Source organism: Bacillus sp. RZ2MS9, from assembly GCF_001816185.2.
Lineage (GTDB): Bacteria > Bacillota > Bacilli > Bacillales > Bacillaceae_G > Bacillus_A > Bacillus_A cereus.
This window is the reverse complement of sequence record NZ_CP049978.1, coordinates 2,146,302-2,169,192: the sequence shown is the minus strand read 5'-3', so window position 1 is coordinate 2,169,192 and position 22,891 is coordinate 2,146,302. Positions and strand designations below refer to the sequence as shown.

The following is a 22,891-nucleotide window of genomic DNA, read 5'->3' as shown; positions in this document are numbered from 1 at the left end:
TACCAAATTTAAGTGTTCAATCATCATTACATCTTCATCATAACATGACACTTCATAAACAACTTGTGAAATTATGAACAATATTTGAATTATTACACAAATCGGTCTTTATTTTAAATTTTTAAAAATGAGAGTTTATCATTGACTATAAGTAAGTCACATATTTCTAAAACAAAATAAATTAACAAACTTCTCACCGATAAAAAAGCTCTTCACTCAATATTTTCTACATGTAAACACTTAGTTTCACAGTAATATCCTTTGCCACCAACATAAACTTTTTCTATTTTATTTTTGCTATTGGTTGCTAATTTAACTAATATTTCAGAAGGCGAGTGTAAAGAATAACCTTGTTCAAATACATAGACTTCTTTTTTCAAGTAGTCCTGTTCATAAAGGTAGCAAGCTAATGCACCGTTCGAAGTTCCAGTCGCTGCTTCTTCATTGATGTCGTATAGCGGAGCAAAATTTCTGCATATAATTCGATTGTCATTAAAAGTATATAGATGCATCCCGACAACATTATAATACTTGCTGATTTCTTTAATTTTTTCAAAATTAGGTTGCAGTGCATGTAATTGTGTTTCGCTTTTTATAGGAATTAAAATATCTTTTAAGCCCGTGGAGACAATTTGAATTGGGTATTTATTTTCTATATCTTTACTATCAAAACAGTCGATGAACTCGTTTGGAGATACAACATCATAGAATATCGGTTTATTTTGTTCCATGAATATGATGTCATCTTTTATAGTAATAGTAAGAACACCGCTGTTCGTTTCAATCGTATAGCGATTCCTGAAAAGTTTATTTAAATGCATCAGTATCGCGAAAGAGCCAATTGTGGCATGACCACATAAATCAACTTCTTCTTTTGGTGTAAAATACTCAAATTTATAATCAGCAATTTCAGATTCTGATATAAATGCGGTTTCCGCATAGCCCAGTTGTTTGGCTATTTCCATTTTTTGAGTAGTGGTCAATGTATTCTCAATAAATACCACTCCTGCTTTATTTCCGCCTTTATGATCCTTGCTAAATGCACTTGCAACATAAACAGATATTTTCATAAGACACCTTCCTCACTTATAGTAAATTATAGTATAGAAAGCACTACATATAAATTCCATTGGATAAATTATCCCTAAAATAAGAAACAAACTATTTTTAGCATTTGAACTCTCCAAAAATAGTTTGTCTACAGTCTGAAAGCTCTTCATTTGAAGAGCTTTTTTTATATTCGCTTCATCGAAATCGTTTCACGTATACTTTGTAAATTTTTTAGAGTTTCCTCTTGTCGCTGCAACGACAACCCTACATACAAAGTATCTAATAAGCTTAACTGTGCTAATCGTGATGAACTTGCTTCTGTGCGGAATTCAGTCTCACGTGTTGATGTATATAACGTTATATCAGCAAGTTGACTTAATGCTGATTTCTTATAGCTCGTAATCGCAATAATTTTGGCTCCTCTTGCTTTCGCTACTTCTAACGCTTCAAGTAATCCTTTATTGCTACCAGAATGAGAAATACCAATAACAACTGAATTTTCCGAGAGTAAACCTGCCCCCATAATTTGAAAATGCGAATCAGTATGAGCGATACAAGAAATACCCGTTCTCATAAACTTATGATACGCATCCATTGCAATAATACCAGAGCCACCATTTCCATAAAACTCAATTCGACTTGCTTCTTGTAAGGCTCGTACAGCCTGCTCAAGTGCCGTTTCATTAAGCAAATGTAAAGTATCTTGCAGTCCTGTAATATGCGAATGAAAAACTTTTTTAGCAACAGTTACCATACTATCTTCTGCTGATACCTCTTCATGGATATTTTGCATCGGTGTATGTACAATTTCACGAGCTAATGTAATCTTTAAATCTTGAAAACCTTGCAAACCAAGGTTTTTACATAAGCGAAATATCGTAGCTTCGGAACTATTCGTAACTTCAGCTAATTCTGTAATAGATTTATGTACAACATCTTGTGGATGTTTCAAAATATGTTCGGCAATACTTCGCAATTTCGGTGATAAACCATTTAACGAAGCCTGAATCTTTCCAATCCCACTTCTTGTACCAGGCATAGCATATCCTCCCCTTCCATCGTAGTTTTATCCTGTAAAAACCGATTAGTTGAACTAATCATCAGTGGGGATGGTCCTCCACTGATTAGAGTTTCACTTTATTGTACCTAATTATCGAAAGAAGAAAAACCTATATTAGGGATTACTATAATTTTTAATTGCTCCTATGTATTCTGTCATACGATATAACAGAATTATTCATGCTTATGAATAATTCTCTCCATGTTTCACTGCGTATAATGCGGCTTGCGTACGATCATCCACTTCCAATTTAGCTAAAACGTTTGAAACGTGTGTTTTCACAGTTTGTTCTGTAATATGAAGTTCTGCTGCAATCTCCTTGTTGCTTCTTCCTTTCGCAATTTCGCGAAGTACCTCTTGCTCTCTTTTCGTTAACATTGAAAAAGGATTTTCTACTTCCTTCTTTACTGCAGAACGCCCCATTAATGCAGGTGTTACTTTCGGGTGAAAATTCGCATTTCCTTGATGTACTGCAATAATAGAAGCGACAAGTTGCTCAGGTTGTACTTCTTTTAATTGATAACCATCTGCTCCAGCTTCAAGTGCTGGTATAACATAATCTTGCTCTGAAAAACTACTTAATATAAGTACCTTTATTGTCTCATCATATTGCTTTAGACGTTTTGTTGCCTCAATTCCATCCATTTTCGGCATCGATACATCCATTAGTACGACATCTGGTCTTTCTTTTTGCACGAAATGTAATGCCTCTTCGCCATTTTCCGCTTCCCCAATAATTTCAAATTCTTCTCTCGTTTTCAAAAAGAATACAAGTCCTCTTCGAACGATATGATGATCCTCAACTAGTAGCAGTTTAATCTTCAACCTTATTCTCCCCTTCAAATCGGCAATTGAATTTCTATTTTTGTACCCTTTTTCAGCTCTGTTATAATTTGAAACGATCCCTTCATTAACTGAATACGTTCCTTCATACTTTTCAGGCCAAGTGCTGATTCCCTTACTTGTTCTTGTATAAATCCTATTCCATTGTCTTCTATGTAAAAATGTAACTGGTTATTTTCTATTTTCAAAAGAATATGTACCTTTTCACACGAAGCATGCTTTTTACAATTATGTAGCGCCTCTTGGCTAATACGCCATAAAACTTCTTCTATTTCATCCCCAATTGAAACCATCCCATCAATTCGAACTTCCACTTGAACTCCTAATAACTTCCCGTAATTTTGAATTGCTTCTGCTAATCCTTTCTCCAATCCTTCAGGTCTTAATTGCCAAATTAATAGCGTCATTTCTTGTAATGCTTCTTGTGATAATTCCCCAATATAACTTAACATCTCTTGCAATTCTCTATCTTGCGTCATATTCAGAGTACCTTTCGCTGTTAGCATAATAGAAAATAACAATTGTTTTACTGAATCATGTAAATCACGTGCAAGTCGATTTCTTTCCGCTACCACTACATATTTACGTTCTTTCTCAACTAATTGAATACGTTGTATTGTCGTTCCAATTTGAAATGCAATTGATTCTAATAATGCTAACTCTTCCTCAGAAAAATGAGTCTTATGAGGTGCAGCCACATTTAGTAGACCAAATTTTTCTGATCCAGACCTAAGCGGAATTGTCGCATGATGTGTAACATCTTCTGTCTCTCCCCAATTACATTCAATTGCATCTTCTATTCGCTTACATTCAATAATATTAGTCGCTTTTTCCAATCTCCCATTCACAAAACGTTCTACACACCAACAGTTTCCTTCACACATCGGCTTCTTCTTTTGCCACGTAAGAGCCTCTGGTAAATTTTCGTCTACAAGCATACTGTGCTTTCCACTTTCATCAATAAAGAATATCCACCCTGTTTGTAAATTCATTACTTGTAACAATGTATGCAACACTTTTTCTAACATATCCTGTAAGTTTGTTGCTTCATTTAATAATTCAGCAATTTCTTTTAATGCTTCTAAACGACGCATCTCTTTTTCTTCAAAGTTCATTCTCATCACCAACTACAATTATAACATTAAGAAATTTCTAAATTCTATAAATAAAAAAAGAACCGAATTCCTTCAGCCCTTTCTTTATATCAATCATTTTATTATTGTTATTCTATCCAATGTTGGAAGCAGAATTTTTGTTAACAAACGATTCTACTTTAGCTGTCCGATAAAGATTGTCCACCATGGATATGCTGTAAACCTTCAGTAGTAACAACCATATTCGCTGCTGGCATTTGCACTTGATTTTTATGGAACATAGACATTAATTCAAATCTTACTTGTCTAGAAGTTTCAAAATAATCTTCTGGCTTTATTAAACCTGTAATACAAAATTCATAGCCAACATATTTCAAGTTAGGATTTAAGTCTGTAACACCGACGTATTTAAATGGTTCAACAGCCTCATCCTCTACTCTATAAAGAGTTTGATTCAATTTTTCATTGCATATAACACATACTTCTTCTAACAATTCCTTCACTCTTGTTGGATCTTCCTGATAACTTACCGTGATGCGTTCAATTACACGCATCCATCCTTTATTAAAATTTTGTATCGTTCTAATCTCTCCGTGCGGGATGGTAAGTAGTTTTCCTGACCATTCACGAATTTGCATAAAACGAATACTAATCTCTTCAATAGTTCCTGAATTTGTTCCGTTAAAAGTTACAAAATCACCAACCCGAAACTCTTTGTCCGCTAATCTTGCAAAGCCTAATATAACATCTTTTAGCATCTGTTGTGCAGCAAAACCGATGACAACTCCAGCTATCCCTGCACCTGCAATAATACTTTTTATATCTACAAATTGGCTAATTAAATATATGATAAGACTGATGATAATGATATATCTAAAAATAGATCGAATTACACTTTGAATCGTCTGCTCTACCTCTTCATCAAAAAAGCTTGATTTCCTAAAAAACCAATCAATAATACGGTTTATTACAAAAGAAATAATGATTAAAACTAAAGCAAATAGTAAAAATCTTAAAAGTAAAAACTCTCTTACATAATTAAAAAATTCTTCCGTATACGTTAATACGCTCATTTAACCACTTCCTTACTAATTAAAACATTCATAATCGCCTAAGTTTGTTCCAGAAAAATCTATTATCCTAATCTAAAATGCCGCTACCCTTACTATGTATTTTGACTCTATTACTAATTCACTTTAAACAGTATGTCTAGCTGTTCTTTTTCCTTTCCCTTTAAATATACCCTTTTTAATAACCTAAGGGGGAGCAAATCGTGAAATTTTTTTATACGTTAAAACTTTATTCATCTCATTACGATTTCAACTCATTTATTCATTAACTACGTAAAAAAAGAGCTGAATTTATCAGCTCTTTTATTCGATATTAATTGTTGTCTTACTACTTTTTTCTTCTTTCAATTTTGGCAATTCAATTGTCAGTACGCCATCTTTATAATTTGCTCTAACATTTTCTTCCTCAACTTGTTTAAAACTAAAGCGTCGAGTTACAGAACCTATAGAACGTTCTTTACGAATATATGTGCCATTCTCATTTTTTTCTTCTACTTCATTATGATTAGTTGCTTGAATCGTTAATACATCTTGTTCAAAATCAACTTGAATGTTTTCTTTTTGAAAACCTGGTAAATCTGCTTTCACAGTATATTTATCAGATTGCTCATGAACATCTACTTTAAAAGTATCCATGTTCAGTGGCTTAAAGAAAGCATCTGTCATCCCTTCTAATAAAGAAGGCCCAAAATCAAAAATACCATTTTGACGTTTTGTTATCTCTGGAAATAAATTACGCATATTTTTTCCTCCTTATTATTTATGAATGAAAGATTATCTCTTTCTGCCTTTATTATAACATTTGGTCAAAAAAGGTCAAAGTTTTTGTTTGACCTTTTTTGATGTATATTTTACCAAATAAAACACATGAGATATTTGACATCTCTTACATTTATAAAGAGGAATATATTTATATAATAACGAATAGTTTATATGCTCTTATTTTTCCTTAATGAGGTTACCTACAATGGGGTATATCGAAGAAATTAGAGAAGTTGTCGGATCAAGACCACTCAATTTATTAGGCGTTGCGGTAGCTGTTTTCAATGAACAAGGACAAATAAAAGAGACCTTTTTTAAAGGCCTCTTTTTTCACTTCACTTCTGCATGTAGGCATGACTTAAAATGTCCAAGTGCATATTCATGCCCTTGTGCATTAAAAGATGCAACCGCCTTTTCATAAACAACAATTTTAAACCCTTTATTATAAGCATCTACTGCTGTATGAAGAACACAAATATCAGTACAAACACCTACAAGATGAACTTCTGCTATTCCTCTTTCTCTTAGCTTCATCTCTAAGTCTGTTCCTGCAAATGCACTATACCGTGTTTTATCCATGTAATATACATTCTCTGCATTTTTATATGTTTCGTACACATCTTGTAATTCACCAAACAAATCTCTTCCATTTGTACCAGCTATATTATGAGGCGGGAATAACTTTGATTCTGGATGATATACATCATTTTCTTCATGTTTATCAATAGCAAAGACAACGTAATCTCCATTTTCAATATATTGCTTCGTTATATGTACAATTTCCTTCTCAATTTCCTGTCCTGGTTTCCCGCATGTTAAAGCGCCTTTCTCAGCTACAAAATCATATGTATAATCAATATTTATAAGAGCTCGTTTCATTACTATCTCTCCTTCTCCTGTTTCACAGTAAACAATAGAAAATTTGTTATTATGACATCGTATGTACTATTCGACATTTCAAATGAAATACCTACATTTTTCTTGCAAAACTCACCTTAATCCGAGTTTATCATAAAGTGAAACTTTAATCATTGGAGAGTTTGTTCATCTCCAATGATTATCAGCCCTCATCAATCGTGCATTTACAGGCAGTTGATCTCCCACCTAATCTCCTCACCTATACCGAGTTTTAAGGTAAGGTCTTACTGCCCGTTAGTGCGGGATATAATAGATAAACAATGGTAAAACAAATAGCTCCTATTGATAAGTCATGAATTTGATAATTGAGCGTAGCTTGAATCATCTCTTGTATCGTAAACCAAAATACTGCCATCATCATACTTATCAAGACGATACGAATACACCGATTCACATCTTCAACCTCTTTCTCTGTCATAGTAGTAACAAGTGATTACTTCCTATTTAATCGTATTAGAAAATGAAATAAGTTATTCACTCTTGCACACTCTAGTCCAAACAAAAAAGCACACTACTTTTTGAGTAATGTACTTTTTATTCTTGTTAAGACGCAGGTTTTGTCTCAAATGTTGCTTGATTAAAACTAATAACCTTTCCTTTCGGGTCATTGTTTTCATACTGAACTGCAGTAATTGTATGACTACCTGTTTCCAGCGTTTTTTCTTTTAACTGCACTGTTGTCTGCGTTGTACTAGTTACTTGATGTTTATCTGTATACATTTGATCTACAAATACGAATGTTTCTTTATCACTTTGAAAATTAGAAAGTTCTAATTCAACTTGCTGAATTAACGTATCCTTTTTGATGAATACAGTCGGTATATTGCCGTTTTCAGAAGTACCATCTGGGGTAATAACTTTTACTTTCCCTTCTCCAATTGACATTGCTCCTTCAGGAAATACAACCATATTCTCATCACTTGCGTTTACAACTTGTTCTTCCTGTTTTGATTGCGCGTCCTCTTTTTCCTGTGGAGCACCGCAACCAACTAATAACAATACAGACAATCCAGTGATTATGAATTTTTTCAAAATTCATCCCCCCTGTAACTTCATTATAATTTATTATACAAAAATAACTTTTAAATTTTGAGACTACTTTCAACACTTTCATGAACAAATAGAATCTTGCTCACGATTAATGTATCATACTTTCCTTAATAGAACATTAATTTTTTTTATGAAATAAATAGTAATTCCCTCTTATCTATCATTTTAGCCCAACATATGAATTACATACCCTCAAAAATAAAAAGACATTGTTAGTTCAATGTCTTTTCTATACAGCAATTAAAAAACAAACGTTGTAATCTCATCTACTTCTTTTCTTGGAAGTTTCTTCGGTTTATCTTTCGGAAATCCGAGTGAAATAACCATATTTATTTGTTTTTCAGGCGCAATTTGTAAATATTGGCGCAGTTCATCTTGAGCTAGCAATACTGGCCCTGTCATTGGACAAGTACCAAGTCCCTTTGCATGTGCAGCTAACATTAAGTTTTGTGCCGCTAAACAGCTACTCTTAATGCCTTCTTCTTCCCAAACGGAATCTGGAACAAAAGCAATTGGATCAAATATCTTTTCACGGAACTTTGATTCATATGGTGTTGCCAAACATACAATTAATACTGGTGCCTCCGAGAAAGCTGTTGCATATGGTCCGAAAGAACGTGTAAGTAATTTCCCTGCTTTCTCTTCTCCATTTTCTGCTGCTTTTGCCGCAAGTTTATGTAATGCATCCCATGTCATTTGTTCAATTTCTTTAATCTTCTCTCGATTCATGATAACTAAGAATTCCCACGTTTGTGAATTCGTATCACTCGGTGCGTAACGAGCACAATCAATTATTTCTTTTATATCATTAGTAGATACTTCTTGATCTGTAAACTTTCTAACACTTCGTCTTCCGTGAATTACTTCTTTAAAATCTTCATAATTCATATATTAAATCCCCTTTTTACAGCGTTTTCAAAACTTGTCCTATGCTTGAATTATATCATGAAAAAAAGCCGGAAGAATACCAGCTTTTTTCTTCATGATTAATTTGTCACTTTAAACAAACGAATACTCTCTTCGTATGCAGCTTGTAGTTTTTTCGTAATTGGTCCTCTTTCACCAGCCCCGAACTGTTCATCACCAATTTGAACGACTGGGAATATTTCAAGTGGCGTCGCTGTAAAAAAGCACTCCTCAGCGTCATATACTTCTTGTAATGAAAACTCTCGTTCCTCTACATCGATATGTAACTCTTTCGCTAATGTAATTACGTAGTGACGTGTAATACCATGTAAAATGAAATAATCCGCTGGATGTGTAATCAACTTATTATTCTTCACGATAAAGAAATTGGAATGACACCCTTCGGTCACAATACCATCTCGTACTAATATTGCTTCTTGATACCCTTGTTCATTTATTTTGTTTTTGATCATGATATTAGGAAGCAAATTTAAAGATTTTATATGGCAAAACTTCCACCTGATGTCCTCTTCTACTGTCACCTTAATCCCTGCCTCCATTGAAGCAACTGGTCTTGGGAACGAAACAAGATTTGCAAAATATGTCGGTTGTAAATCTGATTCATATACATGATTGCGCGGTTGTGTACCTCTTGATATTTGTAAATATACATTCCCATCTTCTTGAAACTGATTTTTTTCAATCATTTGATATAACTCTTCTACTAATTCTTCCTTCGTAAATGGTGGAATTAGTTTTATTTCTGCCATAGAGTTAAAGAATCGTTCTAAATGTAAATCTAATAAATGTGGCTTCCCGTCATATAGTCTGAATACCTCGTATATACCATCACCAAATTGAAAGCCTCTCTCCTCTAATGGAATCATCGGCTGTTCTTCCTTCGTATTTACAATTCTTCCGTTAAATAAAATCCAATCTTTATGAGTAGCTTTCATTCTTCCCCACTCCTTTATCACATGATTGTTTTAATTGTACAACTTATCTACACTCAAAAGAAGGAATTTTCTGTATTTTAACAAACAAAAAAGTGCATCACTTATTTAAAGGGATGCACTCGACTATTCATTTACTTCAGAAAATATTTTTCAATATCATCTAACATAAGATTTGCAGCTACAATACCACCTGCTGTATTCCAAATCACTTCATCTACTTGGAATACTTTATTATTTTTAGAAGCCTGTAGTTGCTTAAAGAGTGGATCTTCTGTCCATTCCTTCGCTAACGAATTTCCTTCATTATTCTTATCTGCATCTTTATCAGACGTGAAATAGAATAAGTAGTCTCCGTCCATATTTGGAATCTGCTCTTTTGTAATTCCTTTTATCGCAAAATCATCTTTATCTTGTAATGGTGGTCGTTTAAATCCAATATCATTTAAAACAACACCCGAGAATGAGTTTTTTTGATAAATACGAACATCACCTGGCACGAAACGAATAATAGAAACTTTAGAATTCAATTTATCGCCTAACTTCTCTTTCATTCCTTCAATGCGTTTTTTATAATCATCAAGAGCTTTTTGCCCTTCTTTTTCTTTATTTACAGCTTTTGTATAAAGTGTAAAGTTTTCTTTCCAATCACCGCGTAATGTTTCTGCATAAACAGTTGGTGCGATTTCTTTTAGCTGATCATATATTTTTTCATGACGCATTTTATTTCCGATAATTAAATCTGGCTTAAGCTTCATTACAGCCTCTAAATTAATATCACGTTCAGTTCCTACAACTTCCGTGTTTTTTAACTCTTTCGCTAAATGAGGATACCATTCATCACCAGCACGTGGTTTCGTAGTCCCCACTGGCGTTACGCCCACAGCTAGGAGAGCCTCTGCGCCTTCATTTGTTAAAACAACAACTTTTTTAGGTGTACCATTTACTGTCGTTTCACCCATTGCATGCTTTACCGTATATGAATCTTTTGCTTTCGCTGATATATTATTTTCTTTTTTCTCTTCTTTACTACATCCTGCAATTACAACCATGAGTATCATAATGCAGAACATAATTAGTTTTTTAGTATGTATCATATGTCCTCCCTAGATGAAATCGATTATCATTAACATTTAAAGATTAATGTATCTTACATACATTGTCAATGTATATAAGAAAACTTTTTTAATATATACTTTTTAGATTCTATCCGCTTTTCTAATGTTTCTTTTTAAAATATAGTGCATAAGTATGAAAATAAATGTTGTTATTAAAATGCGCATCCTTGTTATACATAACAAGGATACGCATCCATATTGCATTATCATTTCAATTCCTAATATTGAGTATATTTAATATACGCTGGGTCATTATATACCCACTGATTTCCACCAAGGTTTAACCAACCATTTTCATTTATATATACTAAATAAGATTCTGGAGAATTTAATTGGCGGATAACTGCAGATGTAGTTGATGGACCACTTCTTAAATTTACATTCATCCCTTGTATATATGCAACCCCAATCGGGCTTCCATCACTATTGCTTGTCTTTACAAAATTAATGTACGAAGGATCATTATACACCCATTGTCCATTCCCCAAATCTAGCCATCCGTTACTTTCCTGATATACAACGTAAGATTCTGGAGAATTTAATTGACGAATAACTGAGGAAGAAGTTGATGGACCATTTCTTAAATTTACATTTTTCCCAAGAATATAAGCGATTCCCTTCGTTTGAGGTGTCGGTTGTGGGTTAGGAGGTTGTGGATTTGGAGCTACTCCAAAAATAGCTGCTATTCCATTTGCATACGCTTGACTTAGATCTTCAATAAATTGTGGATTTTTTAATAAATTTGCATCAAACGCTGTATCAATAAAAGCAGTCTCAGTTAAAATTGCATCCATTGCGGTTTCTCTTAATACCGCATAATTTTCTTTTTTTGCTCCTCGATCACGAAGACCATATTTTGTTAATACAGGATTGACAGCTGTATGCATTTTTTGTTGCTTTGCATATGCAGTGCTGCTATTGGATAACGCATTATAAATATAACTTTCAAAACCTGTACCCCCGCCGCTATTAATATGAAATGAAATAAAATAATCCGCACTGAAAGCATTAGCAATATTAGCACGTTCCGATAAAGAAATAAACACATCACTATCACGTGTCATTTTAATTGTAATTGGGTAATTTACCGTTAAAATGTCTCGAACGCGTCTAGCAATTTGAAGTGTTAAGTTTTTTTCTACTAAACCATTACCAACAGCACCAGAATCATATCCACCGTGCCCTGCGTCTATAACAAGTTTCATTTTATTGCCCCGCCCCTTTCTTGTAATATGTTTGCATTTCTACTCGTCCTATTTTATGTGAAATGTACAGGTTCTGTTACAATTGCAAATAAAAAAACCGCCTTATGTAAGGCGGTTTCTATCATCTTGCTTTAACCAATTTAAAATAAATATATACGATTGATAGTGAACATAACGTATGCAAAATAAAATAAATAAAAGTGCTATTCCAACACCACTATAAAGTAAACCAAACTTTAAAAAAACATTTACAAGTGGTGGAAAGTTCATTAAATTTTGTAATGTACTAAGCATACAAAACATAATGAAAAAGACAGGGATGTATTGTAATTCATACGGCTTTTTTTTCTTACTCATTCTTTTCCGAATGATTATATGACATAATTCTGCTACTATAAAGCACCCTCCAATTAATACAAGACCAGAAGTCATCGTCATACATCCACCTGCCTTATATTTATTGTATCGCATAAATAATCATCGTTATATTTTCTTTACATACTCTTCATCTTCTGAAGCAAAACCAAAACTCTCTATGAAAGACTTCGCCTTTTCTGTTAATTCCTCTTGTAGCACTGTTATTTCTTTCACATTTCTTTGTTTCATCATTTCTTCAAATGTAAAATACGTATTTGTACCATAACCGTAACCTTGATAATCAAAATGAATAATTAGCTGTGATAAAACAGCCCGTTCCTCTTGTACACTATAATCTATTACACCAATATATGTATCATCAACTTTCACACAGTACTGTACCTTTTTCTCACCTAAACTATGCGATTTAAACATTTCTTTAACAACGCTTTCATTTTCTACAGTAACTTTCTCAAACGTAATCATATGTTGTCCATCCTTTTACTATTATTGTATCAATAATACTTCCTATTTATGAAAAAAACCTTAAGACCGTATGCGATCTTAAGGTTTTTCTAATTAAACTAAGCTATACGCACGTTTTGTTTCTTCATGGAACTTATTCGTATCGTATTTATGCTCAACATAAATTTGGTGCCATACCATAAACGCAAGTACAGTCCAAATTTTACGGCTATAATCGCCTTTATCTGCACAATGTGCTTCCAGTAAGTTTAATACATACTGTTTGTCGATTAAATGCTCTGTCTTACTTTCGTTTATAATATTTATAGCCCAATCATGCATTTCGTCTTTTAACCAGTGACGAATTGGTACTGGGAATCCAAGTTTTTTACGATCTAATACGTGATCTGGAACGATTCCGCGTGCTGCTTCACGTAAAATAGCTTTCGTAGTTCCGTTAGCAATCTTAAATTCAGTTGGAATTTTAGATGCAACATCGAATACTTCTTTATCTAAGAACGGTACACGAAGTTCTAATGAGTTTGCCATTGTCATTTTATCAGCTTTTAATAAAATGTCACCGCGTAGCCATGTGAACATGTCAATGTACTGCATTTTACTTACATCATCATAATCTTTAATCTCGTTATACAATGGTTTCGTGATATCCATATAGTTAACACTTTCATTGTAATACTTCATTAATTCAGCTTTTTCTTCTTCACGGAAGATTTTAGCATTTCCATAGTAACGCTCTTCAATTGGTGTACATCCACGCTCTAGGAAGCTCTTACCTTTAAATCCTTCTTTAAGAGCACCACTTAATGCTTTTAGAACGCTCTTACCTGGGCTAGGAATGTAAGAGAACATTTTTAGTGAGTTTGGCTCACGGTAAATGTTATAACCACCAAATAGCTCGTCTGCGCCTTCACCAGAAAGAACAACTGTTACATGTTTACGTGCTTCTTTCGCAACGAAGTACAATGGTACAGCTGCTGGATCAGCTAAAGGATCATCCATATGCCAAATGATTTTTGGGAACTCATCCATAAATTCTTTCGCTGAAATGAATACGTTATGGTTTTTAACGCCTAATTTCTCAGCAGTTTCTTTCGCAACATCAACTTCACTGAAACCACGTTGCTCAAAACCAACAGAGAATGTTAAAAGATTTGGATTCATTTCTCTTGCGATAGAAGCGATGATAGATGAATCGATACCACCAGATAAGAATGAACCTACTGGTACATCACTACGCATATGCACTTTTACTGAATCATATAACACATCACGAATTGCTTGGATATGCTCCTCTTTCGTTGCACTTGAAGCGTTGAAATAAGGTTTCCAGTAGCGATGGATTTCCATCTCTTTACCGATTTCTTTTACGAAATAATGACCAGGCTCGATTTTATTAACATCAATTGTTAACGTTTCTGGCTCTGGACCATATTGGTACGTAAAGTAATGTTGTAGTGACGTTGGATTAACGCCTTTATCTTCCATCACATGCATAATACTTTTCTTCTCAGATGCGAAGAATGTAGTATCACCTTGTTGTGCAATGTATAAAGGTTTAATACCGAAGTGGTCACGTGCACCGAAAAGTTTCTTTTCCTCACGATCCCAAATCATAAATGCAAACATACCACGAAGGTAGTCTACACATTTTTCTTTCATATGTGCATACAATGCAATGATAACTTCTGTATCAGATTGCGTTGCAAACGTTGCACCTTTTTCAAGTAACATTTCACGTAATTCTACATAGTTGTAAATTTCACCATTAAAAATAATTACATATCGATCATTTTCATAAGTTAGCGGCTGATGTCCTGCCTCTAAGTCAATGATGCTTAAACGGCGGAAGCCAAATTGTACATGTTCATCACGAAAATATCCTTCGTCATCTGGACCACGGTGGAAAATCATCGTGTTCATATTTTCAAATTGATGTTTTTCTGTTTCTGAAAACTCTCTAGGGTTTTCACATAAACATCCTACAAAACCACACATACTTCTTACCCTCTTTCAGTTTTCATTCTGTCTCTATACTACTATATCAACCCTATTTATACTAGCATAATCAACTGAATATGGCGACCAAAAACTATAAAAAAATCACTCCATTTCACATTTTTAACAATTTTTTATGAAAACATGAAAACTAGGCACTCACCTTTCTCCGCTTTTGTCATATGATATTGCAAATTGATTTCTAGGAGGGAATACCATGAGTGAAGAAAAAAAAGATTCTTCTCGCCCACCGGTTCGTAATTACTTAAAGCAAATTGATGATTTCTTCGAGCAAACACCTCTTCGCAATGTAATCGCTGATTTAAATCATTTTTTCCAAAAAGGAAACCGTTTATTAACATTCCCTGTAGATTTATATGAAGTTGGTGAAGAACTCGTTGTTACAGCTGAACTACCAGGTATACAAAAAGAACAAATCCAAATTGAAATACAAAGTGAATACTTAAAAGTCTCTGTAAAAGAAGAGATACTTGAAGAAGAAGAAGAACAAACATCCCATAACTATTATCGCCGAGAACGTTCCATTTCAGAAGCATCAAGATTGATTAAATTGCCGTATTCAATTAATAAAAAAGCGGCAAAAGCTTCTTATCAAAACGGCGTATTAGAAATTCGTGCGCCGAAACTTCCCCAGCAACATGACATTTTATCGATAGACTAATACAAAAAAAATAAGGGTGCTATGCACCCTTATTTTTAACCCACTAATCGCTTCATATCACGTATAATGTCTTCGTATGGCGTATTACTAATGCCACTATACTTTTTCATTACTTTTCCGTTTTGATCAATTAAATAAAATGATGTCCCATGCATGACCTGACCGTTCTCCGGCTTATCAACAAGTGATTGGAAATTATCTTTTGAAAACTTTGTAATATCTTCTAACGAATACCCCGTTAATAAATTCCAGTTACTAGTATCCTCTGTAAACTTTTGAATAAAAGCTTTCAGATTTTCTGGCTTATCAAGGTCTGGATCTACACTAAATGAAACAAACTGAACGTCTAATTTCTCTTCTTTTGCCATCTTTTGAAGCTTGGCCATATTTGCAGTCATTGGTGGACAAACTGTCTGACAATTTGTGAACATAAAATCTGCAACCCAAACTTTCCCTTTTAAATCTTTTGTACCAAATTGCTTTCCATCTTGATTTGTAAATTGGAAGGTTTCTAAATCCCAATTTAATGGTTTACGAAGCTTTGAACCTGATTCACTACATCCAGCAAGTACAAAGAGACAAAATACAACCATAAGACCAATTATTTTTTGATAACGCTTCATTTATAAACCTCTTTTCTCTATCCTAAATTTAAATAGGTTATGTTTATAATAACAAAAGTTAACACTACGAGAAAATTGTTTACTACATTTGTTCACGAAATCGTACGAATTTACGTATGTTACTTCTTTATTTCAAGCGAATTACTAGACAAAATATATTTTTTTACTATTATTTCTCTAAATAAAAGTGATAAAACTAATTTCATTGTTACTTTTGTAAATACCTCTCCCTATTTTTTAACAATTCCTTAAACATTAATCCATGTTTTACACTGTATTCCTTAACAACATTTCGGTACAATACAAATACAACGATTTTAAATGAGGTGATGTTCATGGCAAAGCGCTATGAAAATATGGATAATGTTAGTACAAAAAAATCAATTCGCTCTTTTTTACGCTGGCGTAAAGAACGAAAGCAAAACAAAAAAGATTTTTCTTTCTTAGTAGAACAATCACCCGTTAAACAAAGTGCATTTTTGCAAAGTAATGTTGAAAAAACGACTATCACATGGATTGGGCATTCCACTTTTCTTATCCAAACGAATGGACTTAATATATTAACAGATCCAGTATGGGCTAATAAATTAAAGCTAGTTCCAAGACTTACAGAACCTGGACTCTCTATAGAAGCACTACCTAAAATTGATATTGTCCTTATTTCACATGGTCATTATGATCATTTAGATTTTTCAACTCTTCGTCAGTTGAATGATGATGTTCTATATCTTGTACCTATTGGATTAAAAAAATTATTTACTCGTAAGAAATTTAAACATGTAGAAGAGTATAAATGGTGGGAAAGTACGATAATTAACGAAGTTTCTTTTCACTTCGTACCTGCTCAGCACTGGACGAGAAGATTCTTATTTGATATGAATACGTCTCACTGGGGCGGATGGATTATTGATAATGAAACGACTATGGAAACCATATATTTTTGTGGCGACAGTGGCTATTTCCAAGGTTTCAAAGAAATTGGTGAACGCTTTTTAATTGATATTGCTCTTATGCCCATTGGCGCTTATGAACCAGAATGGTTTATGAAAGTATCTCATGTTTCACCTGAAGAGGCCGTGCAAGCTTATTTAGATTTAAACGCTACACATTTTATACCAATGCATTACGGAGCTTTTGCACTCGCCGATGAAACACCTCGTGAAGCAATAACTAGACTTCGAAATAATTGGAATTTGCGCATGTTACCGTGGGAACAACTGCATGTACTCTTTTTAGGTCAAACTTTTATTTATAGTAACGCAACAAATGATAAGCAAATAAACGAAAAAATTGAAACTTTACATGTGTAACGTAATGACTGATTTTCTATATCCAACATATAATATAGAAAATCCTATAGTGAAACTTTAATTAGTGGGATTTCTTCATCCCCACTGATTATTTGCCTTCACCAATCAAGCTTTTACGGGCAGCCCGCTACCTAACCTCTTTGCTCCAGCTAAATTTGAGGTAGAGAGTTTTACTGTCCGCAAATAGCGGGATAAAGGGTGTTTTCTATGAATGAATATTTACAGACTCGCTATATCATTAGCGGTAGTGCCTGTGTAGCTCTTCTTATTTCTTACTTTCTATTTACATAAAAAAGCTACTTGAAATATATTTTCAAGTAGCTTTTTTATTACTCTGCTAAATACATAAATCCGATTGCGCCCGGACCTGTATGAGTACTAATAATAGGCGTTGTATAGAAAATTTCTGATTGAGCAAATCCACTCACTTTTTCAACCGCCGCTTTCATACTTTCAGCTAAAGGAATTGCTTTCGCATGCGGAATTGCAACAGCTTTTACGACTTTTCCAGCCGTATCTTGCTCAAATAACTTAGCTAATGTTTTTACAATTTGGCCTTGGCTACGAACTTTCGTTACAGGATTATAAACACCGTCTTCAAGACTAGCAATCGGCTTTATATTAAGTAGCGAACCGATAAACGCTTTTCCTTTACCGATACGTCCACCCTTCACTAAGTTTTCTAATGTATCCACTACTACATATAAACGAGTATTCTTTCTTACTTCATCTACACGTTTTAAAATTTCTTCTAGTGAGCGTCCGTCATTTGCCATTTTGGCAGCTTCAATTACTTGATATGCTAAAGCATGTGTAATAAATTGAGAATCAACAACTGTTACTTTTGTATCAGTCATTGATGCAGCGCTATTTGCAGTTGCTACAGTACCGCTCATTCCACTTGTCATATGGATAGAAAGGACTTCGCTTCCATCTTCCCCTAGCTTGTCATACATTTCTACAAATGTACCCATAGCTGGTTGTGATGTTTTTGGTAATTCCTCTGATTTAATCATTTCTTCAATAAATTCGTCAGGTTGTAAATCAACGCGATCTAAATATGTTTGTCCATTTACAGAGATTGATAATGGTAAAACATGAATGTCATACTTTTCGATTACGTCTTGTGATAAATCTGCCGTTGAATCTGTTACAATTTTAATTTTTTGCATACTATACTTCTTCCCTTTCCAATACGCTCTCCTTGTTATTATACTAGTATTCCCATTGCTTTCAACAATTTGGAACGAAATTTCATCAAATTAATTATATTTTCATATCTAAAATGAAAAAGACAGAGTTTACTAACCCTGTCCGTACTTCGTATCATGCATTTTTTTCAAGGGTATTTGTTTTATATACATTTAAATAATCATTCCACTTCAAACAATTTTGTAAATATTCACGGAAAGAATACGAAAATCTTGGGTGTTTTTGTTTTTGAATTTTTGCAATAAATAATTGAAGACGAGACTGAATTAGAAACGATAATGGATGCTGTGCCTGTAGGACAGGGATTTCGAATATTTTAATGCAATCCCCTGTTGAATGAGTGAAATAAAAACTTTTCGTAATCACAATATCAATCCTCTTTTTCATTGGATTTTTGAACTTCCTCTACTTTGCGCTGTAACACGTTGTTTAAAGTGGAGTAAAATCAGACTTATATGATTTCTGTAGTCCTTATGGCTAGAAGATTTATACTCTATTCATCTCCACCTAATTCACCTTCCCGTCCTAAATATCTCTGAGACGGGAATCTCATTATCCATCAATTGTTTAATACATTTAGTATAAGCTTATAAAAGCGCAAAGTTTGTCTAAATTTTGGAGATTCTATAATTTTTTTCTTCTATATATTGTATACGTTTATAGCTATAGTATAACAAATAAATAAAAAAGTGCCTTTATAACGAGGCACTTTTCGACTGCATTTCTTCTCTTTTCTTTTTCCTCTTACTAACAACCTTTGATAACGCAATACTTACTTCATAAATACAAATAAGCGGCACTGCAACTAAACTATGAGATAAAAAGTCTGGCGGTGATATACAAGATGCAATGATAATTAATGCTACGTAAGCATACCTTCTTATTTTTATTAAAAATTCCGCCGTAAGTATTCCAATACTAGTTAAAAACATTACAACGACTGGCAATTCAAAAATCACAGCAAATGGAACTGTTAAATTAAGTACAAAATGAAAATACTTTTCTGTCGTAAACATCGTATTAAACATTTCATTACCTATCGTAGTTAAAAAGTGAAATAGAAACGGCATTACAATGAAATATCCAAAACATAAACCTGCGAGAAATAATATAGACAATACCGGTATATACATTATTGTCATCTTTTGTTCATTTGGATGTAAACCCGGTTTTACAAATAACCAAATTTGTATAGCAGCAAAAGGAATTGTACAAACGATAGCAAATACTGTAGCAATCGAGAAAAAAATCCACAATACATCACTTGGACCGAGAACAGTTAATTTCATTGGTAAATCTTTTACAAGCCAAAAATAAATATCCTTTGTAAAAGTAAATCCAATAATTAAAAATAGTACAAAGGATAACACCGTATATATTACTCTTTTTCGAAGCTCAACAATATGTTCTACTACGCTCATTTCCCGATCTTCCATCTCGTTCACCACACTTTATTTATCCATTACAAGGAAAATACACTACATTTTTTCTTTCTTTTCCTTTTCTTGAAATGCGTCATCTGTCAATTCTTTCGTTGATTTTTTAAACTCTTTTAACGTTTCCCCTAAAGCCTTCCCGATTTCCGGCAATTTTTTAGGTCCAAATAAAATGAGTACTGCTACTAAAATTAAAATTAACCCTGGAAAGCCAATATTTGAAAACATTTCCCCATCCCCTTTATTAGTAGTTTCCTTGTCCTACTATTACATAATTTTATTTTGTCAAAAAAGTTTGAAAACGTCAACAAATCCATTGTCTTTTGTCAAAAAAATTCAAAAATATAATCAATTATACAAATTTCATTTTCTATTGTTCTTGTGTATGATATGGTAAGGGAAATGACATATTATTTTATGATAGTAGAAAGGATTTGCATTATGACTGAAAAAATGACACGAATGACCCAATTTGTAAAAGAAGAAATTGCAAATGCAATTACACATGGTATCGGTGCCATTTTAAGCATCCCTGCCTTAATCATATTGATTATTCATGCTTCTAAGCACGGTACCGCATCAGCTGTAGTTGCATTTACTGTTTATGGTGTAAGCATGTTCTTACTGTACTTGTTTTCAACATTGCTACATAGCATTCATCATCCTAAAGTAGAAAAAATATTTACTATTTTAGATCATTCAGCCATTTACTTATTGATTGCTGGCACGTATACTCCTTTTCTACTTATTACACTTCGTGGCCCATTAGGATGGACGTTGCTTGCTATAATATGGACACTAGCAATCGGAGGTATCGTCTTCAAAATTTTCTTTGTACGTCGCTTTATAAAGGCTTCAACTTTATGTTACATCATTATGGGTTGGCTCATAATCGTTGCCATTAAACCACTTTATGAAAATCTAACTGGACATGGTTTTTCACTACTTTTAGCAGGTGGAATTTTATATTCTGTCGGAGCTATATTCTTCCTTTGGGAAAAGCTACCTTTCAACCATGCCATATGGCACCTGTTCGTTTTAGGTGGTAGTGCGATGATGTTCTTCTGTGTACTCTTTTATGTCTTACCTACAGCATAATAAAAAAGGATTCAGCTTACTATAAGCTGAATCCTTTTTTATTACTTATGTAATTGTGATGCGATAACTTCCTGTGTATGCTTCGTTAATTCTTTAATATCCATATTCGCATAATCTTCAGGTGTAATCGGCTTAGAAATTGTTACTGTTGCATGAGCTGGCTTCATACGATTTCCATTCGCTTCAAACATCTTATATGTACCATCTAACGTTACAGGTAAAATTGCTACACCTGACTTTACTGCAAGATGAAAACTACCAGCCTTAAACTCTCCAACTTCGCCGCCCTTACTTCTCGTTCCTTCAGGGAAAATTACGATAGAATGTCCATTCTTTAATAGTTCAATTCCATCTTTAATCGCTTGAAGAGATTGACGACGATCGCTACGATCCATAAATACACAATTCATAAGTTCCATCCAAGTTGGTACAACTGGGAACTTTTTAATCTCTGCCTTTGAAACGAATCCAATTGGTTTATTTAAGTAACCTAGTAAAACAGGGATATCCATATTACTTTGGTGATTACTTACAACTAGTACTGGCTTATCTTTCGGAACATTTTCAAGTCCTTTCACTTCTACTGCCCCTCCAGCTACACGTACCATTTTCTTACCAAACCAATTTGTCGTTTTATACACAGCATTGTCTTTTTCTTTTGGCGCCATCGTATTTACTTGTCTTTTAAGACGCCACATTCTCGGTGTAATCGCAATTACGATTAAAATTAAATAAAAGATTTTAAAAAACGTTTGAATCATACAGAACCCCCACCTATTATCATTCCGACCTTCATTATACTAGACAAACGAAGGAAAAAGAAGAAAAAAAGTCCAAACAGCAAGTGTTTGGACTTTTTAAGCATTCTATATTAGAAACGTTTTGCTAATTCACGAGCATTAGCAATTGCTGCTTCTTTAATTTCTTGTGCTTTTTCAGGGTTTGCATTCATACCTTCAACTGCGATATATTCAGTATCATTTACACCGACAAATCCTAATACAGTCTTTAAGTGATTGCGACCGAAGTCTACAGCTGCGTATGCTCCTTCAGAATATACGCCACCTGTTGCTTGAATGTGAAGTGCTTTTTTACCTTCTAATAAGCCGACTGGACCATTTTCAGTATATTTGAATGTTTTACCTGCGATTGCTACGTTATCTAAGTATGCTTTTACTACTGGTGGATAGCTAAAGTTCCACATTGGAGTTACGAATACATAACGATCTGCATTCATAAATGTTTCTAAGTTTGTGTTCATTGCTGCTACTTTTTGTTGTTGAACTTCAGTTAAAGCTTCAAAGCCTTCACCTGCTGCAAATTTACCCCAAGCAGCAAATACATCTGCATCAATTGCTGGTACTGTAGTGTTGAATAAATCAATTGTTACAACTTCGTCTTGTGGATGTTCGTTTTTATAAGCTTCGATGAAAGCCTCCCCTACTGCCATTCCGAAAGAACCTTCTGCTGAATTTGGATTTGCTGTGATAAATAGTACTTTTGTCATTGTATTCTCTCCCTTTTTTCTCTTTATCTTTAATTCAAGATTTGTTTTTTAAAAGTTAATAACTTACCTTATGTAAGTATAATACAAAAAGTTTTAATCAATGTCAATAAAAAATAGCTACTTTTTTTTCGTAAGTTAATGATTTACTTTGTTTCC

At 33.6% G+C, this 22,891-nt stretch carries 26 protein-coding genes and 1 pseudogene; 4 read left to right on the top strand and 23 right to left on the bottom strand.

Going from position 1 to position 22,891, the window contains the following annotated elements; genetic code table 11:
- Positions 1–212 precede the first annotated feature (212 nt).
- The 6 genes from BHV55_RS11230 to BHV55_RS11205 form a co-directional block, all read right to left on the bottom strand.
- Positions 213–1,070, bottom strand: a complete 858-nt coding sequence (locus BHV55_RS11230) for a PhzF family phenazine biosynthesis protein (RefSeq protein WP_000704316.1) — start codon at positions 1,068–1,070, stop codon at positions 213–215.
- Positions 1,071–1,234: 164 nt separating this feature from the next.
- On the bottom strand, positions 1,235–2,089 hold the full coding sequence (locus tag BHV55_RS11225; protein ID WP_001119646.1) for a MurR/RpiR family transcriptional regulator: 855 nt from the start codon (positions 2,087–2,089) through the stop codon (positions 1,235–1,237).
- A 204-nt stretch (positions 2,090–2,293) separates the two neighbouring features.
- The gene (gene casR, locus BHV55_RS11220; protein ID WP_000694629.1) at positions 2,294–2,935 is read right to left on the bottom strand and encodes a two-component system response regulator CasR; all 642 of its coding nucleotides are present in this window, start codon (positions 2,933–2,935) and stop codon (positions 2,294–2,296) included.
- Between the two features lie 14 nt (positions 2,936–2,949).
- Complete coding sequence (gene casK, locus BHV55_RS11215; protein ID WP_001008465.1) at positions 2,950–4,068, bottom strand: two-component system sensor histidine kinase CasK; 1,119 nt, start codon at positions 4,066–4,068, stop codon at positions 2,950–2,952.
- A 158-nt stretch (positions 4,069–4,226) separates the two neighbouring features.
- A complete protein-coding gene (locus tag BHV55_RS11210; RefSeq protein ID WP_070757416.1) occupies positions 4,227–5,120 on the bottom strand; it encodes a mechanosensitive ion channel family protein in 894 nt (297 codons plus the stop codon).
- Positions 5,121–5,420: 300 nt separating this feature from the next.
- Positions 5,421–5,858 (bottom strand): Hsp20/alpha crystallin family protein, encoded by a 438-nt coding sequence (locus tag BHV55_RS11205; protein WP_001245053.1) that lies wholly within the window; start codon positions 5,856–5,858, stop codon positions 5,421–5,423.
- A 226-nt stretch (positions 5,859–6,084) separates the two neighbouring features.
- Between BHV55_RS11205 and BHV55_RS27435 the strand changes: the two are divergent.
- Positions 6,085–6,180, top strand: a pseudogene (locus BHV55_RS27435) (DNA mismatch repair protein MutT); the annotation flags it as partial.
- A gap of 29 nt (positions 6,181–6,209) precedes the next feature.
- On the opposite strand, the gene BHV55_RS11195 reads toward BHV55_RS27435, so the two are convergent.
- The 10 genes from BHV55_RS11195 to asnB all read right to left on the bottom strand — a co-directional run bounded on the left by BHV55_RS11195 (position 6,210) and on the right by asnB (position 14,867).
- The gene (locus BHV55_RS11195) at positions 6,210–6,758 is read right to left on the bottom strand and encodes a cysteine hydrolase family protein (protein WP_000816758.1); all 549 of its coding nucleotides are present in this window, start codon (positions 6,756–6,758) and stop codon (positions 6,210–6,212) included.
- A 250-nt stretch (positions 6,759–7,008) separates the two neighbouring features.
- Complete coding sequence (locus BHV55_RS27750; RefSeq protein WP_000136534.1) at positions 7,009–7,215, bottom strand: hypothetical protein; 207 nt, start codon at positions 7,213–7,215, stop codon at positions 7,009–7,011.
- Between the two features lie 125 nt (positions 7,216–7,340).
- A complete protein-coding gene (locus tag BHV55_RS11185; RefSeq protein WP_000713496.1) occupies positions 7,341–7,829 on the bottom strand; it encodes a putative periplasmic lipoprotein in 489 nt (162 codons plus the stop codon).
- Between the two features lie 258 nt (positions 7,830–8,087).
- Complete coding sequence (locus BHV55_RS11180; protein ID WP_001105283.1) at positions 8,088–8,735, bottom strand: nitroreductase family protein; 648 nt, start codon at positions 8,733–8,735, stop codon at positions 8,088–8,090.
- Positions 8,736–8,833: 98 nt separating this feature from the next.
- Positions 8,834–9,709, bottom strand: a complete 876-nt coding sequence (gene dat / locus BHV55_RS11175; protein ID WP_044584419.1) for a D-amino-acid transaminase — start codon at positions 9,707–9,709, stop codon at positions 8,834–8,836.
- Between the two features lie 131 nt (positions 9,710–9,840).
- Positions 9,841–10,803, bottom strand: a complete 963-nt coding sequence (locus BHV55_RS11170; RefSeq protein WP_000581991.1) for an ABC transporter substrate-binding protein — start codon at positions 10,801–10,803, stop codon at positions 9,841–9,843.
- 239 nt (positions 10,804–11,042) lie between these two features.
- Positions 11,043–12,029, bottom strand: coding sequence for an N-acetylmuramoyl-L-alanine amidase (locus BHV55_RS11165; protein WP_000779890.1), 987 nt, complete (start codon positions 12,027–12,029; stop codon positions 11,043–11,045).
- A 102-nt stretch (positions 12,030–12,131) separates the two neighbouring features.
- Entirely contained in the window at positions 12,132–12,461 is a 330-nt protein-coding gene (locus tag BHV55_RS11160) for a hypothetical protein (RefSeq protein ID WP_000200459.1), read from the bottom strand.
- 51 nt (positions 12,462–12,512) lie between these two features.
- Positions 12,513–12,872 (bottom strand): GNAT family N-acetyltransferase, encoded by a 360-nt coding sequence (locus tag BHV55_RS11155; protein WP_061139347.1) that lies wholly within the window; start codon positions 12,870–12,872, stop codon positions 12,513–12,515.
- Between the two features lie 93 nt (positions 12,873–12,965).
- Positions 12,966–14,867 (bottom strand): asparagine synthase (glutamine-hydrolyzing), encoded by a 1,902-nt coding sequence (asnB, locus tag BHV55_RS11150; protein ID WP_000333816.1) that lies wholly within the window; start codon positions 14,865–14,867, stop codon positions 12,966–12,968.
- A gap of 217 nt (positions 14,868–15,084) precedes the next feature.
- Between asnB and BHV55_RS11145 the strand changes: the two genes are divergently transcribed.
- The gene (locus BHV55_RS11145; protein ID WP_001288085.1) at positions 15,085–15,549 is read left to right on the top strand and encodes an Hsp20/alpha crystallin family protein; all 465 of its coding nucleotides are present in this window, start codon (positions 15,085–15,087) and stop codon (positions 15,547–15,549) included.
- Between the two features lie 35 nt (positions 15,550–15,584).
- Here the strand turns inward: BHV55_RS11145 and BHV55_RS11140 are convergent, their stop codons facing one another.
- Entirely contained in the window at positions 15,585–16,172 is a 588-nt protein-coding gene (locus BHV55_RS11140; protein ID WP_000833335.1) for an SCO family protein, read from the bottom strand.
- Between the two features lie 335 nt (positions 16,173–16,507).
- On the opposite strand from BHV55_RS11140, the gene BHV55_RS11135 reads away from it, so the two are divergent.
- Positions 16,508–17,482, top strand: a complete 975-nt coding sequence (locus BHV55_RS11135; RefSeq protein ID WP_001129628.1) for an MBL fold metallo-hydrolase — start codon at positions 16,508–16,510, stop codon at positions 17,480–17,482.
- A 329-nt stretch (positions 17,483–17,811) separates the two neighbouring features.
- On the opposite strand, the gene BHV55_RS11130 is transcribed toward BHV55_RS11135, so the two are convergent.
- From BHV55_RS11130 to BHV55_RS11115, 4 genes are all read right to left on the bottom strand, one after another.
- Positions 17,812–18,654, bottom strand: coding sequence for a DegV family protein (locus BHV55_RS11130; RefSeq protein ID WP_001169470.1), 843 nt, complete (start codon positions 18,652–18,654; stop codon positions 17,812–17,814).
- Positions 18,655–18,808: 154 nt separating this feature from the next.
- The gene (locus tag BHV55_RS11125) at positions 18,809–19,060 is read right to left on the bottom strand and encodes a DUF2535 family protein (RefSeq protein ID WP_000629012.1); all 252 of its coding nucleotides are present in this window, start codon (positions 19,058–19,060) and stop codon (positions 18,809–18,811) included.
- A 329-nt stretch (positions 19,061–19,389) separates the two neighbouring features.
- Positions 19,390–20,130, bottom strand: a complete 741-nt coding sequence (gene tatC / locus BHV55_RS11120) for a twin-arginine translocase subunit TatC (protein ID WP_000390120.1) — start codon at positions 20,128–20,130, stop codon at positions 19,390–19,392.
- Between the two features lie 42 nt (positions 20,131–20,172).
- Positions 20,173–20,358, bottom strand: coding sequence for a twin-arginine translocase TatA/TatE family subunit (locus tag BHV55_RS11115; protein ID WP_000492443.1), 186 nt, complete (start codon positions 20,356–20,358; stop codon positions 20,173–20,175).
- A gap of 213 nt (positions 20,359–20,571) precedes the next feature.
- Here BHV55_RS11115 and trhA point away from each other — a divergent pair, with 213 nt between their 5' ends.
- A complete protein-coding gene (gene trhA, locus BHV55_RS11110; protein ID WP_000136889.1) occupies positions 20,572–21,228 on the top strand; it encodes a PAQR family membrane homeostasis protein TrhA in 657 nt (218 codons plus the stop codon).
- Positions 21,229–21,269: 41 nt separating this feature from the next.
- Here the strand turns inward: trhA and BHV55_RS11105 are convergent, their stop codons facing one another.
- Together BHV55_RS11105 and BHV55_RS11100 are read right to left on the bottom strand one after the other, a co-directional pair.
- Positions 21,270–21,989 (bottom strand): lysophospholipid acyltransferase family protein, encoded by a 720-nt coding sequence (locus tag BHV55_RS11105; RefSeq protein WP_000616577.1) that lies wholly within the window; start codon positions 21,987–21,989, stop codon positions 21,270–21,272.
- Positions 21,990–22,099: 110 nt separating this feature from the next.
- On the bottom strand, positions 22,100–22,735 hold the full coding sequence (locus tag BHV55_RS11100; protein ID WP_000170025.1) for an FMN-dependent NADH-azoreductase: 636 nt from the start codon (positions 22,733–22,735) through the stop codon (positions 22,100–22,102).
- Between the last annotated feature and the right edge of the window lie 156 nt (positions 22,736–22,891).

Excerpts from the sequence above, each read along its gene's own strand:
- BHV55_RS11115 (WP_000492443.1), bottom strand. The coding sequence starts at position 20,358 with ATGTTTTCAAATATTGGCTTTCCAGGGTTAATTTTAATTTTAGTAGCA.
- BHV55_RS11180 (WP_001105283.1), bottom strand. The coding sequence starts at position 8,735 with ATGAATTATGAAGATTTTAAAGAAGTAATTCACGGAAGACGAAGTGTT.
- BHV55_RS11205 (WP_001245053.1), bottom strand. The coding sequence starts at position 5,858 with ATGCGTAATTTATTTCCAGAGATAACAAAACGTCAAAATGGTATTTTT.
- dat (WP_044584419.1), bottom strand. The coding sequence starts at position 9,709 with ATGAAAGCTACTCATAAAGATTGGATTTTATTTAACGGAAGAATTGTA.
- BHV55_RS11105 (WP_000616577.1), bottom strand. The coding sequence starts at position 21,989 with ATGATTCAAACGTTTTTTAAAATCTTTTATTTAATTTTAATCGTAATT.
- BHV55_RS11225 (WP_001119646.1), bottom strand. The coding sequence starts at position 2,089 with ATGCCTGGTACAAGAAGTGGGATTGGAAAGATTCAGGCTTCGTTAAAT.
- BHV55_RS11195 (WP_000816758.1), bottom strand. The coding sequence starts at position 6,758 with ATGAAACGAGCTCTTATAAATATTGATTATACATATGATTTTGTAGCT.
- asnB (WP_000333816.1), bottom strand. The coding sequence starts at position 14,867 with ATGTGTGGTTTTGTAGGATGTTTATGTGAAAACCCTAGAGAGTTTTCA.
- BHV55_RS11170 (WP_000581991.1), bottom strand. The coding sequence starts at position 10,803 with ATGATACATACTAAAAAACTAATTATGTTCTGCATTATGATACTCATG.
- BHV55_RS11155 (WP_061139347.1), bottom strand. The coding sequence starts at position 12,872 with ATGATTACGTTTGAGAAAGTTACTGTAGAAAATGAAAGCGTTGTTAAA.
- BHV55_RS11135 (WP_001129628.1), top strand. The coding sequence starts at position 16,508 with ATGGCAAAGCGCTATGAAAATATGGATAATGTTAGTACAAAAAAATCA.
- BHV55_RS11160 (WP_000200459.1), bottom strand. The coding sequence starts at position 12,461 with ATGACTTCTGGTCTTGTATTAATTGGAGGGTGCTTTATAGTAGCAGAA.
- BHV55_RS11140 (WP_000833335.1), bottom strand. The coding sequence starts at position 16,172 with ATGAAGCGTTATCAAAAAATAATTGGTCTTATGGTTGTATTTTGTCTC.
- BHV55_RS11165 (WP_000779890.1), bottom strand. The coding sequence starts at position 12,029 with ATGAAACTTGTTATAGACGCAGGGCACGGTGGATATGATTCTGGTGCT.
- BHV55_RS11210 (WP_070757416.1), bottom strand. The coding sequence starts at position 5,120 with ATGAGCGTATTAACGTATACGGAAGAATTTTTTAATTATGTAAGAGAG.
- BHV55_RS27750 (WP_000136534.1), bottom strand. The coding sequence starts at position 7,215 with ATGACAGAGAAAGAGGTTGAAGATGTGAATCGGTGTATTCGTATCGTC.
- casK (WP_001008465.1), bottom strand. The coding sequence starts at position 4,068 with ATGAACTTTGAAGAAAAAGAGATGCGTCGTTTAGAAGCATTAAAAGAA.
- BHV55_RS11130 (WP_001169470.1), bottom strand. The coding sequence starts at position 18,654 with ATGCAAAAAATTAAAATTGTAACAGATTCAACGGCAGATTTATCACAA.
- BHV55_RS11230 (WP_000704316.1), bottom strand. The coding sequence starts at position 1,070 with ATGAAAATATCTGTTTATGTTGCAAGTGCATTTAGCAAGGATCATAAA.
- trhA (WP_000136889.1), top strand. The coding sequence starts at position 20,572 with ATGACTGAAAAAATGACACGAATGACCCAATTTGTAAAAGAAGAAATT.
- BHV55_RS11145 (WP_001288085.1), top strand. The coding sequence starts at position 15,085 with ATGAGTGAAGAAAAAAAAGATTCTTCTCGCCCACCGGTTCGTAATTAC.
- BHV55_RS11100 (WP_000170025.1), bottom strand. The coding sequence starts at position 22,735 with ATGACAAAAGTACTATTTATCACAGCAAATCCAAATTCAGCAGAAGGT.
- tatC (WP_000390120.1), bottom strand. The coding sequence starts at position 20,130 with ATGGAAGATCGGGAAATGAGCGTAGTAGAACATATTGTTGAGCTTCGA.